The following is a 14,987-nucleotide window of genomic DNA, read 5'->3' on the forward strand; positions in this document are numbered from 1 at the left end:
GCCCTGGACATCAGTGGGCCAAGTGGCTACACTGACCCTTTGCGCTGCCTGTTAGCTGCCCCCTGCCCGTCACCAGGGGCAACCCCTCGCAAGAGCATCGTGGACCGAACCGACCTGACCTGGCCGTTTTCCGCCAATCAGGAACGTCTGTCCCCATGCCCCGCGAAGGACCGGTACGCGCGTAGTGAGTCCGAGCCCTCGGAAGGACCCCCTCTTGGCCGCCTCGCGCAACGCCTCGACCGCGAATACGAACAACGGCGCCAGCACTGCCCCGCTGCGCATCTCCTTTGCAAAGATCAAGGAGCCCCTCGAGGTTCCGAACCTCCTCGCGCTGCAGACCGAGAGCTTTGACTGGCTGCTCGGCAATGCCGCCTGGAAGGCTCGTGTCGAGGCGGCTCTGGAGTCCGGACAGGACGTCCCCAGGAAGTCCGGTCTGGAGGAGATCTTCGAGGAGATCTCTCCGATCGAGGATTTTTCCGGGTCGATGTCGCTGACCTTCCGCGACCACCGCTTCGAGCCCCCGAAGAACTCCATCGACGAGTGCAAGGACCGTGACTTCACGTACGGTGCCCCGCTCTTCGTCACCGCTGAGTTCACCAACAACGAGACCGGCGAGATCAAGTCCCAGACGGTCTTCATGGGCGACTTCCCGCTCATGACGAACAAGGGCACCTTCGTCATCAACGGCACCGAGCGTGTCGTGGTGTCGCAGCTCGTGCGCTCGCCGGGTGTCTACTTCGACTCCTCCATCGACAAGACGTCCGACAAGGACATCTTCTCGGCCAAGATCATCCCGTCCCGGGGTGCCTGGCTGGAGATGGAGATCGACAAGCGCGACATGGTCGGTGTCCGCATCGACCGCAAGCGCAAGCAGTCGGTCACCGTCCTTCTGAAGGCTCTCGGCTGGACCACCGAGCAGATCCTGCAGGAGTTCGGCGAGTACGAGTCCATGCGCGCCACCCTGGAGAAGGACCACACCCAGGGCCAGGACGACGCGCTGCTCGACATCTACCGCAAGCTGCGTCCGGGCGAGCCGCCGACCCGCGAGGCCGCTCAGACGCTGCTCGAGAACCTCTACTTCAACCCGAAGCGCTACGACCTCGCGAAGGTCGGCCGCTACAAGGTGAACAAGAAGCTCGGCGCCGACGAGCCGCTGGACGCCGGCGTGCTCACCACCGACGACGTCATCGCCACCATCAAGTACCTGGTGAAGCTCCACGCGGGCGAGACCGAGACGGTCGGCGAGAACGGCACGCAGATCGTCGTCGAGACCGACGACATCGACCACTTCGGCAACCGTCGTCTGCGCAATGTCGGCGAGCTCATCCAGAACCAGGTCCGTACGGGTCTGGCTCGTATGGAGCGCGTCGTGCGTGAGCGCATGACCACCCAGGACGTCGAGGCCATCACGCCTCAGACCCTGATCAACATCCGGCCGGTCGTCGCCTCCATCAAGGAGTTCTTCGGCACCAGCCAGCTGTCGCAGTTCATGGACCAGAACAACCCGCTGTCGGGTCTCACCCACAAGCGCCGTCTGTCGGCGCTCGGCCCGGGTGGTCTCTCCCGTGAGCGGGCCGGCTTCGAGGTCCGAGACGTGCACCCGTCCCACTACGGACGCATGTGCCCGATCGAGACCCCCGAAGGCCCGAACATCGGTCTGATCGGTTCGCTCGCCTCGTACGGCCGTGTCAACGCGTTCGGCTTCGTCGAGACGCCGTACCGCAAGGTCGTCGACGGCCAGGTCACCGACGAGGTCGACTACCTGACGGCCGACGAAGAGGACCGATTCGTCATCGCCCAGGCGAACGCGCTCCTGAACGAGGAGCTCCGGTTCACGGAGCCCCGCGTCCTGGTCCGCCGCCGTGGTGGCGAGGTCGACTACGTGCCCGGCACGGACGTCGACTACATGGACGTCTCGCCGCGCCAGATGGTGTCGGTCGCGACCGCCATGATCCCGTTCCTCGAGCACGACGACGCCAACCGTGCCCTCATGGGCGCGAACATGATGCGTCAGGCCGTGCCGCTGATCACGTCCGAGGCTCCGCTCGTCGGCACCGGCATGGAGTACCGCTGCGCGGTCGACGCCGGTGACGTCATCAAGGCGGAGAAGGCGGGTGTCGTCCAGGAGGTCTCCGCGGACTACATCACCGTCACCAACGACGACGGCACGTACACCACGTACCGCATCGCCAAGTTCTCCCGCTCCAACCAGGGCACCTCCGTCAACCAGAAGGTTGTCGTGGACGAGGGCGCCCGCGTCGTCGAGGGCCAGGTCCTCGCCGACGGCCCCGCCACCCAGCTGGGTGAGATGGCGCTCGGCAAGAACCTGCTGGTCGCGTTCATGCCGTGGGAGGGTCACAACTACGAGGACGCGATCATCCTGTCGCAGCGCCTCGTGCAGGACGACGTCCTCTCCTCGATCCACATCGAGGAGCACGAGGTCGACGCCCGTGACACCAAGCTCGGCCCGGAGGAGATCACCCGGGACATCCCGAACGTCTCCGAGGAGGTCCTCGCCGACCTCGACGAGCGCGGCATCATCCGTATCGGTGCCGAGGTCGTCGCCGGCGACATCCTCGTCGGCAAGGTCACGCCCAAGGGTGAGACCGAGCTGACGCCCGAGGAGCGCCTGCTCCGCGCGATCTTCGGTGAGAAGGCCCGTGAGGTCCGTGACACCTCGCTGAAGGTGCCGCACGGCGAGACCGGCAAGGTCATCGGCGTCCGCGTCTTCGACCGCGAGGAGGGCGACGAGCTTCCCCCCGGTGTCAACCAGCTGGTGCGCGTGTACGTGGCGCAGAAGCGGAAGATCACCGACGGTGACAAGCTCGCCGGCCGTCACGGCAACAAGGGTGTCATCTCCAAGATCCTTCCGATCGAGGACATGCCGTTCCTCGAGGACGGCACCCCGGTCGACATCATCCTCAACCCGCTGGGTGTCCCGTCCCGAATGAACCCGGGACAGGTCCTGGAGATCCACCTCGGCTGGCTTGCCAGCCGCGGCTGGGACGTCTCCGGCCTCGCGGACGAGTGGGCCGAGCGTCTCCAGGCGATCGGCGCCGACAAGGTCGAGCCCGGTACCAACGTCGCGACCCCGGTCTTCGACGGTGCCCGCGAGGACGAGCTGACCGGTCTGCTCCAGCACACGATCCCGAACCGCGACGGCGAGCGCATGGTGCTTCCGTCCGGCAAGGCCCCGCTGTTCGACGGCCGCTCGGGTGAGCCGTTCCCGGAGCCGATCTCGGTCGGCTACATGTACATCCTGAAGCTCCACCACCTGGTCGACGACAAGCTGCACGCGCGTTCGACCGGTCCGTACTCGATGATCACCCAGCAGCCGCTGGGTGGTAAGGCCCAGTTCGGTGGCCAGCGCTTCGGTGAGATGGAGGTGTGGGCGCTGGAGGCTTATGGCGCCGCGTACGCCCTCCAGGAGCTGCTGACCATCAAGTCCGACGACGTCACCGGCCGCGTGAAGGTCTACGAGGCCATCGTCAAGGGCGAGAACATCCCTGAGCCCGGCATCCCCGAGTCCTTCAAGGTGCTCATCAAGGAGATGCAGTCCCTGTGCCTCAACGTGGAGGTGCTGTCCTCGGACGGCATGTCCATCGAGATGCGCGACACCGACGAGGACGTCTTCCGCGCAGCGGAGGAGCTCGGTATCGACCTGTCCCGGCGCGAGCCGAGCAGCGTCGAAGAGGTCTGACGGGAGTCCGGTACGGGGCTCAGCGATGAGCCCCGTACCGGCCCCAGGACCCCCGTATCAGACCCCAAGACTTACAACCCTGAGAGGGATTGACGCATAGTGCTCGACGTCAACTTCTTCGATGAGCTCCGGATCGGTCTGGCTACCGCTGACGACATCCGTCAGTGGAGCCACGGCGAGGTCAAGAAGCCTGAGACCATCAACTACCGCACCCTCAAGCCCGAGAAGGACGGACTCTTCTGCGAGAAGATCTTCGGTCCCACCCGGGACTGGGAGTGCTACTGCGGTAAGTACAAGCGTGTCCGCTTCAAGGGCATCATCTGTGAGCGCTGTGGCGTCGAGGTCACTCGCGCCAAGGTGCGTCGTGAGCGGATGGGCCACATCGAGCTGGCCGCTCCCGTCACCCACATCTGGTACTTCAAGGGCGTTCCGTCGCGTCTTGGCTACCTGCTCGACCTGGCGCCGAAGGACCTCGAGAAGGTCATCTACTTCGCCGCCTACATGATCACGTTCGTCGACGACGAGCGCCGTACGCGTGACCTGCCGTCGCTGGAGGCGCATGTCTCCGTCGAGCGCCAGCAGATCGAGAACCGCCGCGACGCCGACCTCGAGGCCCGTGCCAAGAAGCTCGAGACCGACCTGGCCGAGCTCGAGGCCGAGGGTGCCAAGGCCGACGTGCGCCGCAAGGTGCGCGAGGGTGCCGAGCGTGAGATGAAGCAGCTGCGCGACCGTGCGCAGCGCGAGATCGACCGCCTCGACGAGGTGTGGAGCCGCTTCAAGAACCTCAAGGTCCAGGACCTCGAGGGCGACGAGCTGCTCTACCGCGAGCTGCGTGACCGCTTCGGCACGTACTTCGACGGTTCGATGGGTGCCGCGGCGCTGCAGAAGCGCCTGGAGTCCTTCGACCTCAACGAGGAGGCCGAGCGCCTCCGCGAGATCATCCGTACCGGCAAGGGCCAGAAGAAGACCCGTGCGCTCAAGCGCCTCAAGGTCGTCTCCGCGTTCCTGCAGACCAGCAACAGCCCCAAGGGCATGGTGCTCGACTGCGTGCCGGTCATCCCGCCGGACCTGCGTCCGATGGTGCAGCTGGACGGTGGCCGCTTCGCGACCTCCGACCTGAACGACCTGTACCGCCGCGTGATCAACCGCAACAACCGTCTGAAGCGTCTGCTCGACCTCGGTGCCCCCGAGATCATCGTGAACAACGAGAAGCGGATGCTCCAGGAGGCGGTCGACGCCCTCTTCGACAACGGCCGTCGCGGTCGCCCGGTCACGGGCCCCGGCAACCGTCCGCTGAAGTCCCTCAGCGACATGCTGAAGGGTAAGCAGGGTCGATTCCGTCAGAACCTTCTCGGTAAGCGTGTGGACTACTCCGCGCGTTCCGTGATCGTCGTCGGTCCGCAGCTGAAGCTGCACCAGTGTGGTCTGCCCAAGGCCATGGCGCTGGAGCTCTTCAAGCCGTTCGTGATGAAGCGCCTGGTCGACCTGAACCACGCGCAGAACATCAAGTCGGCCAAGCGCATGGTCGAGCGCGGCCGCACCGTCGTGTACGACGTCCTCGAAGAGGTCATCGCCGAGCACCCGGTGCTGCTGAACCGTGCGCCCACGCTGCACCGCCTCGGCATCCAGGCCTTCGAGCCGCAGCTGGTCGAGGGCAAGGCCATCCAGATCCACCCGCTCGTCTGCACCGCGTTCAACGCGGACTTCGACGGTGACCAGATGGCCGTCCACCTGCCGCTCTCCGCGGAGGCGCAGGCCGAGGCCCGCATCCTGATGCTGTCCTCGAACAACATCCTGAAGCCGGCCGACGGTCGTCCCGTCACCATGCCGACCCAGGACATGGTGCTGGGCCTGTTCTTCCTCACCACGGACGAGGAGGAGCGCAAGGTCATCGGCGAGGGCCGGTCCTTCGGCTCCACCGCCGAGGCGATCATGGCGTTCGACGCCCGGGAGCTCTCGCTCCAGGCGAAGGTCGACATCCGCTTCCCGATCGGCACCGTTCCCCCGCGCGGCTGGGTTCCCCCGGTCGCCGAGGAGGGCGAGCCGCAGTGGCAGCAGGGTGACTCGTTCCGTCTGCGGACGACCCTGGGCCGCGCGCTCTTCAACGAGCTGCTGCCCGAGGACTACCCGTTCGTCGACTACTCCGTCGGCAAGAAGCAGCTCTCCGAGATCGTCAACGACCTCGCCGAGCGCTACCCCAAGGTCATCGTGGCGGCGACGCTCGACAACCTGAAGGCGGCGGGCTTCTACTGGGCGACCCGTTCCGGTGTCACCGTGGCCATCTCCGACGTCGTCGTGCCCGAGGCCAAGAAGGCCATCGTCGCGGGCTACGAGGCGCAGGACGAGAAGGTCCAGAAGCAGTACGAGCGCGGTCTGATCACCAAGGAAGAGCGCACTCAGGAGCTCATCGCGATCTGGACCAAGGCGACCAACGAGGTTGCCGAGGCGATGAACGCGAACTTCCCGAAGACGAACCCCATCTTCATGATGGTCGACTCGGGTGCCCGAGGAAACATGATGCAGATGCGTCAGATCGCGGGTATGCGTGGTCTGGTGTCGAACGCCAAGAACGAGACGATTCCGCGTCCCATCAAGGCGTCCTTCCGTGAGGGTCTGTCCGTCCTCGAGTACTTCATCTCGACGCACGGTGCCCGTAAGGGTCTGGCCGACACCGCCCTGCGTACCGCCGACTCGGGTTACCTGACCCGTCGTCTGGTGGACGTCTCGCAGGACGTGATCATCCGCGAGGAGGACTGTGGCACCGAGCGCGGTCTGAAGCTGCGGATCGCGGTCAAGGGCGAGGACGGTGTCCTGCGCAAGACGGACGACGTCGAGACCTCCGTGTACGCCCGGATGCTGGCCGAGGACGTCGTCATCGACGGCAAGGTCATCGCCCCGGCCAACGTGGACCTCGGCGACGTGCTCATCGACGCGCTGGTCAACGCGGGCGTCGAGGAGGTCAAGACCCGCTCGGTCCTGACCTGTGAGTCCGCGGTCGGCACCTGTGCCTTCTGCTACGGCCGCTCGCTGGCCACCGGCAAGCTGGTCGACATCGGTGAGGCGGTCGGCATCATCGCCGCCCAGTCCATCGGTGAGCCCGGTACCCAGCTGACGATGCGTACCTTCCACACCGGTGGTGTGGCCGGTGACGACATCACCCAGGGTCTGCCCCGTGTCGTCGAGCTCTTCGAGGCTCGTACGCCCAAGGGTGTCGCCCCGATCTCGGAGGCGGCCGGCCGCATCCGTATCGAGGAGACCGAGAAGACCAAGAAGATCGTCGTCACCCCGGACGACGGCAGCGACGAGACGGCGTTCCCGATCTCGAAGCGTGCCCGTCTGCTGGTGGGCGAGGGCGACCACGTCGAGGTGGGCCAGAAGCTCACCGTGGGTGCCACCAACCCGCACGACGTGCTGCGGATCCTCGGTCAGCGCGCGGTCCAGGTCCACCTGGTCGGCGAGGTCCAGAAGGTCTACAACTCGCAGGGTGTGTCGATCCACGACAAGCACATCGAGATCATCATCCGGCAGATGCTGCGCCGTGTGACGATCATCGAGTCCGGCGACGCGGAGCTGCTGCCGGGCGAGCTCGTCGAGCGCTCGAAGTTCGAGACCGAGAACCGTCGTGTGGTCACCGAGGGCGGTCACCCCGCCTCCGGCCGTCCGCAGCTGATGGGTATCACCAAGGCCTCGCTCGCCACCGAGTCGTGGCTGTCGGCGGCGTCCTTCCAGGAGACGACCAGGGTTCTGACCGACGCGGCGATCAACGCCAAGTCGGACTCCCTGATCGGCCTCAAGGAGAACGTCATCATCGGTAAGCTCATCCCGGCCGGTACGGGTCTGTCCCGCTACCGCAACATCCGGGTCGAGCCGACCGAGGAGGCCAAGGCCGCGATGTACTCGGCCGTCGGCTACGACGACATCGACTACTCGCCGTTCGGCACCGGCTCCGGCCAGGCCGTCCCGCTGGAGGACTACGACTACGGTCCGTACAACCAGTAAGCGAGTCGCTCGACCGAAGGGCGGTCACCCCGTGGGGGTGGCCGCCCTTCGGGGTTGTCCGGGGGCCGGCGGGGGCCCCAACGGGCGCGCCGGAGGGCGTACGTCCGGATCGGGTGGCGTACGAGCCGTCAGGGAGGGGCGCCCAGGCGGCCTGGAGCGGCGTGCAGACGGGTTCGGCCGTCGCGGTTACCCGCCAGTCCGGCGGACCGGCCCGCGGGACGCACAGAGCCGCTCGGGGACGGGCCCCGGCCGGGCCGCGGCGGGGGGCGGGGCATTTGTTTTGACCCAGGTCCATGCGATAGGTACGCTCAGACCTTGTGCCTGGGGTGTGCCTGGGCTCGTGTGCGTGTCTTCCGCCGCACGGCGAGTTCGAGAACGGCCACCGAAATCTGCGCCTATTCCACCTCGGGTGGGGGTCTGCAGTCTTCGACACACCCGACCGCGTGGGTCGGCGAATGTTTCAGGTTAGTTTGACGAACGGCACACAGAAACCGGAGAAGTAGTGCCTACGATCCAGCAGCTGGTCCGTAAGGGCCGGCAGGACAAGGTCGAGAAGAACAAGACGCCCGCACTTGAGGGTTCTCCTCAGCGCCGCGGCGTCTGCACGCGTGTGTTCACGACCACCCCGAAGAAGCCGAACTCGGCCCTCCGTAAGGTCGCGCGTGTGCGTCTGACCTCCGGTATCGAGGTCACGGCCTACATCCCGGGTGAGGGACACAACCTGCAGGAGCACTCGATCGTGCTCGTGCGTGGTGGCCGTGTGAAGGACCTGCCGGGTGTTCGTTACAAGATCATCCGCGGTTCCCTGGACACCCAGGGTGTCAAGAACCGCAAGCAGGCCCGCAGCCGCTACGGCGCCAAGAAGGAGAAGTAAGAATGCCTCGTAAGGGCCCCGCCCCGAAGCGCCCGGTCATCATCGACCCGGTCTACGGTTCTCCTCTTGTCACGTCGCTGATCAACAAGATCCTGCTCAACGGCAAGCGTTCCACTGCCGAGCGGATCGTCTACGGCGCCATGGAAGGCCTCCGCGAGAAGACCGGCAACGACCCGGTCATCACGCTGAAGCGCGCCCTCGAGAACGTCAAGCCGGCGCTCGAGGTCAAGTCCCGCCGTGTCGGTGGCGCCACCTACCAGGTGCCGATCGAGGTCAAGCCCGGTCGCGCCGCCACCCTCGCGCTCCGCTGGGTCGTGGGTTACTCCCGCGCCCGTCGCGAGAAGACCATGACCGAACGCCTCATGAACGAGCTGCTCGACGCCTCCAACGGCCTCGGCGCTGCGGTCAAGAAGCGTGAGGACACCCACAAGATGGCCGAGTCCAACAAGGCCTTCGCGCACTACCGCTGGTAGTCGCTACCCACATCGAGACCGAGAGAAGATTGAGCCTTATGGCCACCACTTCGCTTGACCTGGCCAAGGTCCGCAACATCGGGATCATGGCCCACATCGACGCGGGCAAGACGACCACCACCGAGCGGATCCTCTTCTACACCGGTGTGAGCTACAAGATCGGTGAAGTCCACGACGGCGCTGCCACGATGGACTGGATGGAGCAGGAGCAGGAGCGCGGCATCACGATCACGTCTGCCGCGACGACCTGTCACTGGCCGCTCAACGATGTTGACCACACCATCAACATCATCGACACCCCGGGTCACGTCGACTTCACCGTCGAGGTGGAGCGTTCGCTCCGCGTCCTCGACGGCGCCGTCACCGTGTTCGACGGTGTGGCGGGTGTCGAGCCGCAGTCCGAGACCGTCTGGCGTCAGGCGGACCGCTACGGCGTTCCGCGTATCTGCTTCGTCAACAAGCTCGACCGCACCGGCGCCGAGTTCCACCGCTGCGTCGACATGATCGTCGACCGCCTCGGTGCGGTTCCGCTGGTCATGCAGCTCCCGATCGGCGCCGAGGCCGACTTCAAGGGCGTCGTCGACCTCGTGACGATGAAGGCCTTTGTCTGGTCCGCCGAGGCCGCCAAGGGCGAGATGTACGACATCGTCGACATCCCGGACACCCACACCGAGGCGGCCGAGGAGTGGCGCGGCAAGCTGCTCGAGGCCGTCGCCGAGAACGACGAAGAGATGATGGAGCTGTACCTGGAGGGCAATGAGCCCACCGTGGAGCAGCTCTACGCGGCGATCCGCCGTATCACCCTCGCGTCGAAGGGTGGCAAGGACTCCGTCACCGTCACCCCGGTGTTCTGTGGCACCGCGTTCAAGAACAAGGGCGTTCAGCCCCTGCTCGACGCGGTCGTCCGCTACCTGCCTTCCCCCCTGGACGTCGAGGCCATCGAAGGCCACGACGTCAAGGACGCCGAGGTCGTCGTCAAGCGCAAGCCGTCCGACGACGAGCCGTTCTCCGGTCTTGCGTTCAAGATCATGAGCGACCCGCACCTCGGCAAGCTCACCTTCGTCCGGGTCTACTCGGGCCGCCTCGAGGCCGGCAGCTCCGTGCTGAACTCGGTCAAGGGCAAGAAGGAGCGCATCGGCAAGATCTACCGCATGCACGCGAACAAGCGTGAGGAGATCGCCTCGGTGGGCGCCGGCGACATCATCGCCGTCATGGGTCTCAAGCAGACCACCACCGGTGAGACGCTGTGCGACGAGAAGGACCCGGTCATCCTGGAGTCCATGGACTTCCCGGCCCCGGTCATCCAGGTCGCCATCGAGCCCAAGTCCAAGGGTGACCAGGAGAAGCTGGGTGTCGCCATCCAGCGTCTCTCGGAGGAGGACCCCTCCTTCCAGGTTCACTCGGACGAGGAGACCGGCCAGACCATCATCGGTGGTATGGGCGAGCTGCACCTCGAGGTGCTTGTCGACCGCATGAAGCGCGAGTTCCGCGTCGAGGCGAACGTCGGTAAGCCCCAGGTCGCGTACCGCGAGACGATCCGCAAGACCGTCGAGCGTATCGACTACACGCACAAGAAGCAGACCGGTGGTACCGGCCAGTTCGCGAAGGTGCAGATCGCGCTCGAGCCCATCGAGGGCGGCGACGCGAGCTACGAGTTCGTGAACAAGGTCACCGGTGGCCGCATCCCCCGTGAGTACATCCCCTCGGTGGACGCGGGTGCGCAGGAGGCCATGCAGTTCGGCATCCTGGCCGGCTACGAGATGGTGGGCGTCCGCGTCACCCTTCTCGACGGTGGCTACCACGAGGTCGACTCCTCCGAGCTCGCGTTCAAGATCGCCGGTTCGCAGGCGTTCAAGGAGGGTGCCCGCAAGGCGTCCCCCGTGCTCCTCGAGCCGATGATGGCCGTCGAGGTGACCACGCCCGAGGACTACATGGGCGATGTCATCGGCGACCTCAACTCCCGCCGTGGCCAGATCCAGGCCATGGAGGAGCGCAGCGGCGCTCGCGTCGTGAAGGGCCTCGTGCCTCTCTCGGAGATGTTCGGCTACGTCGGAGACCTCCGCAGCAAGACCTCGGGTCGCGCAAGCTACTCGATGCAGTTCGACTCCTACGCCGAAGTTCCGCGGAACGTCGCCGAGGAGATCATCGCGAAGGCCAAGGGCGAGTAACTCACCCGAGTTCACGCTTTAGGCTTGACTCCGGAGCCTGCTGGGGCATTCCGCACAACCGTGACGGGATGCCCCGGGCCCCGGCTTTCCAGCAAAGATCACCTGGCGCCGATGAAGCAAGGCGTTCAGAACCACTCCAGGAGGACCCCAGTGGCGAAGGCGAAGTTCGAGCGGACTAAGCCGCACGTCAACATCGGCACCATCGGTCACATCGACCACGGTAAGACGACCCTCACGGCCGCCATTACCAAGGTGCTGCACGACGCGTACCCGGACCTGAACGAGGCCTCGGCCTTCGACCAGATCGACAAGGCTCCTGAGGAGCGCCAGCGCGGTATCACCATCTCCATCGCGCACGTCGAGTACCAGACCGAGTCGCGTCACTACGCCCACGTCGACTGCCCCGGTCACGCGGACTACATCAAGAACATGATCACGGGTGCCGCGCAGATGGACGGCGCGATCCTCGTGGTTGCCGCCACCGACGGCCCGATGCCGCAGACCAAGGAGCACGTGCTCCTGGCCCGCCAGGTCGGCGTCCCCTACATCGTCGTCGCCCTGAACAAGGCCGACATGGTGGACGACGAGGAGATCCTGGAGCTCGTCGAGCTCGAGGTTCGTGAGCTCCTCTCCGAGTACGAGTTCCCGGGCGACGACCTGCCGGTCGTCAAGGTCTCGGCGCTCAAGGCGCTCGAGGGCGACAAGGAGTGGGGCCAGTCGGTCCTGAACCTGATGGCCGCCGTCGACGAGGCGATCCCGCAGCCCGAGCGTGACGTCGACAAGCCGTTCCTGATGCCGATCGAGGACGTCTTCACGATCACCGGTCGTGGCACCGTCGTCACCGGCCGTATCGAGCGTGGTGTCCTCAAGGTCAACGAGACCGTCGACATCGTCGGTATCAAGCAGGAGAAGACCACCACCACGGTCACCGGCATCGAGATGTTCCGCAAGCTGCTCGACGAGGGCCAGGCCGGTGAGAACGTCGGTCTGCTCCTCCGTGGCATCAAGCGCGAGGACGTCGAGCGCGGCCAGGTCATCATCAAGCCGGGTTCGGTTACGCCGCACACCAGCTTCGAGGCCCAGGCCTACATCCTGTCGAAGGACGAGGGTGGCCGTCACACCCCCTTCTTCAACAACTACCGCCCGCAGTTCTACTTCCGTACCACGGACGTGACCGGCGTCGTGACCCTCCCCGAGGGCACCGAGATGGTCATGCCGGGCGACAACACCTCCATGACCGTCGAGCTGATCCAGCCCGTCGCCATGGAGGAGGGCCTCAAGTTCGCCATCCGTGAGGGTGGCCGGACCGTGGGCGCCGGCCAGGTCGTCAAGATCAACAAGTAATTGTTGGTTTGACCTGGTAGCTCGCTGAGCTGCAAGCAAGGGCCCCGCACCGAGAGGTGCGGGGCCCTTCGCGTTGTCCGGACGTAACGGGAAGCCGGCCGGCCGTACGGGCTCAGCCCGCCGTGCCCGACTCCGGTGCCCATGCCCAGGGGTGCGCGTCCGCGCCCATGCCCACCGCCGTGACGGACCGCTCCCGCACATGGAGCGTCGCCGTCTCCAGCGCCACGGCACCCTGCGTACGGATGTACAGCTTGCCGCCCCGCCGCATCTGCACGCGGCCCCGGAGGTCACGGCCGAGCAGCACCGGATCCTTCGCGCCCGCCACCGCGGCCACCGGCCCGTACCCGTCGAACGGGGCGGCCGGCGCGGCCCCGCCGGCCGCGCGGACCGACACCAGTTCCTTGGTCGCCGGGCGCCGGTAGAAGAGCGCCAGGCCCTCGTCGCCCGTCACGGCGGCCACCGGATCGCCGGACAGGGGCAGCGCCGCGTCCGGCCGGTACTCGACCGAGCCGCCCGCGGCCGTCTGCGCCCAGTGGTGGATCGACTCCTGTCCCGCCGCGAAGAGATGCACCAGACCGCCGCCGTCCACGACCGCCGTCAGACCGTCCTGGATCTCCTCCCCGCCCAGGTCGCGCCACTCGTCCCAGCCGCCCGAGGTGTCCCGGACCCGGGTGGAGACGCCCTTGTCGGCGTTGCGTACGAAGAGGTGGACCCGGCCGTCGGGGGCCGTGACGGCCACCGGGACACCGATCCTGCGCCCCCGGTCGTCGCCGCGCTCCGGATTGCCGAGGCCGTTCCAGGCGAGAAAGGGGCCACCGGGGGAGCGCTGCTCCAGCACGACGATCTCGCGCTTGTTGGGGCCGCCGTGACCGCCGAGCGCCGCGAAGCGCAGCGCGAACAGCAGCGTCCGGCCGTCCGGCAGGACCGCCGAGCCGAGCGCGGGCGCCAGCGGGCCGCCGCCGAGATCGTCCGGCTCGCCCCACAGCCCGCTGCCCCGCCCGGTCTCCCGCCAGCGCGCCACCCGCAGACCCAGCACGCCGTACGCGGTGAGCCGGCCGTCGGGCTCCGTCACGACGACCGGGCCGGAACCCGGATAGCGGTAGTGGGTGGCCCGTACCCAGCCCTTCTTGTTGGTGAGCGGACGGACGCCGCCGACGTTGTAGTCGCCGCAGCCGGAGGGATTGCCGCACTGCCAGTCGGGGGCGCCGCCGTAGGGCACCAGGTGCGCGGCCTTCTCCTTGAGGACCTGCGGGGGGAGGTTCTTGGGCCAGTGCCGGTTGTAGTAGCCGCGGAAGGCGGTGGTCGCGAAGGCCGGGACCGTGCCGCCCTGCTCGATCGCGTCGGCCACCCAATGGGCCATCGCGGCCCAGGTGAACGAGGCGACGGCGGTGTGGTCGGCATGGTCCGAGTAGCCGGGCTGTTCGCTGTCGAACTGGCGGGTCTTCTCGTCGCTGTGCTGGATGTCGGGGTCCGGGTCCAGGGTGTGGATCACGGTGGGGCGGTAGCGCTCCATCAGCCCGACGAGGACGGCGATGAGCCGGTCGTAGTCGTAGTCGTCCGCGCGGTGGACGGGGGAGTCCGCGGCGACGACGGTCCGCAGGCCGAGCGCGCGGTCCTTCCAGAGGCTGGGCAGCGCCATGTAGCGGCGCGGCGCGTGCATGGCGAGATTGAGGAAGACGAGTTCGACCCGGCGGTTGCCGTTGGTGAGCGTGTTGATCTCGGCCTTGCGGTCCCCGGCGAGCGTGATGACGCCCTTCTGCCACTCGGTGAACTTGTCGAGACCGATGAGGTCCGCGTACGCCTGGCGCAGGCCCTGGTGGCGGGCGGACGAGTAAGCAGCCTTGTCCGCTGGGGTGTTGGGCTTCCCCGGGATGTGGTTGCGGCCGTCGTGCTCGCCCGCGGTGACGTAGACGGAGACGAGGGGGACGCCGGCGTCCACCATCCGCTGCGTGTCCGGGTTCATGAAGTACAGGTCGTCGTCCGGGTGGGCCGCGATCTGCATGACCTGCGCGCGCCGGGAGTTGACGATCGGGAGGCCGGGAGCCGGATCGGCGGTGGAGGGCTTGCGGCGGGGCGACGGCACCGAACACCCGGCCACTCCCGCCACCCCGAGGGCGGCGGCGGAGGCGAGGACGCTGCGCCGCCGGACCCCCGCGCCTGCCGCGCCCGCCCGTCCGGCCACGGCCCCGGCCGCGGTCCGCAGCGCGGAGCTCAGCCCCGGCACACGTCGCTCGTTCACTTGTCGTACTCCGTCCGCTTCCCCCGCAGCGGCCGGTGGTCGAGGTGCCCCGTGCTGCGTCGATCCATCATCCCCGGGCGCGGCCTGCCGTCCCCCGGGTCGGCGCCGCGTGCCGCGGTCTATTAGACGGGTGGGCCACAGCGGTGGTTGCTTCGGGGTGGGGGGTGCTCAGGGGTCTGCTTCCGCGCGC

7 protein-coding genes are annotated in these 14,987 nt (G+C 67.0%); 6 read left to right on the forward strand and 1 reads right to left on the reverse strand.

Annotated elements, in window-relative coordinates:
• The first annotated feature begins 214 nt into the window (after positions 1-214).
• The 6 genes from rpoB to tuf all read left to right on the forward strand — a co-directional run bounded on the left by rpoB (position 215) and on the right by tuf (position 12,558).
• Positions 215-3,700 (forward strand): DNA-directed RNA polymerase subunit beta, encoded by a 3,486-nt coding sequence (gene rpoB / locus ACZ5VC_RS25055; RefSeq protein WP_469122275.1) that lies wholly within the window; start codon positions 215-217, stop codon positions 3,698-3,700.
• A gap of 99 nt (positions 3,701-3,799) precedes the next feature.
• Positions 3,800-7,699 (forward strand): DNA-directed RNA polymerase subunit beta', encoded by a 3,900-nt coding sequence (locus ACZ5VC_RS25060; protein ID WP_469122276.1) that lies wholly within the window; start codon positions 3,800-3,802, stop codon positions 7,697-7,699.
• A gap of 502 nt (positions 7,700-8,201) precedes the next feature.
• Complete coding sequence (rpsL, locus tag ACZ5VC_RS25065) at positions 8,202-8,573, forward strand: 30S ribosomal protein S12 (RefSeq protein WP_003948652.1); 372 nt, start codon at positions 8,202-8,204, stop codon at positions 8,571-8,573.
• Between the two features lie 2 nt (positions 8,574-8,575).
• Entirely contained in the window at positions 8,576-9,046 is a 471-nt protein-coding gene (gene rpsG, locus ACZ5VC_RS25070; RefSeq protein WP_468708368.1) for a 30S ribosomal protein S7, read from the forward strand.
• Between the two features lie 38 nt (positions 9,047-9,084).
• A complete protein-coding gene (fusA, locus tag ACZ5VC_RS25075; protein WP_468708367.1) occupies positions 9,085-11,214 on the forward strand; it encodes an elongation factor G in 2,130 nt (709 codons plus the stop codon).
• A gap of 150 nt (positions 11,215-11,364) precedes the next feature.
• Entirely contained in the window at positions 11,365-12,558 is a 1,194-nt protein-coding gene (tuf, locus tag ACZ5VC_RS25080) for an elongation factor Tu (RefSeq protein WP_451485640.1), read from the forward strand.
• 112 nt (positions 12,559-12,670) lie between these two features.
• Here the strand turns inward: tuf and ACZ5VC_RS25085 are convergent, their stop codons facing one another.
• Positions 12,671-14,740, reverse strand: a complete 2,070-nt coding sequence (locus ACZ5VC_RS25085; RefSeq protein ID WP_469122437.1) for a PIG-L family deacetylase — start codon at positions 14,738-14,740, stop codon at positions 12,671-12,673.
• Between the last annotated feature and the right edge of the window lie 247 nt (positions 14,741-14,987).

The organism is Streptomyces sp. NPDC033174, assembly GCF_055577795.1.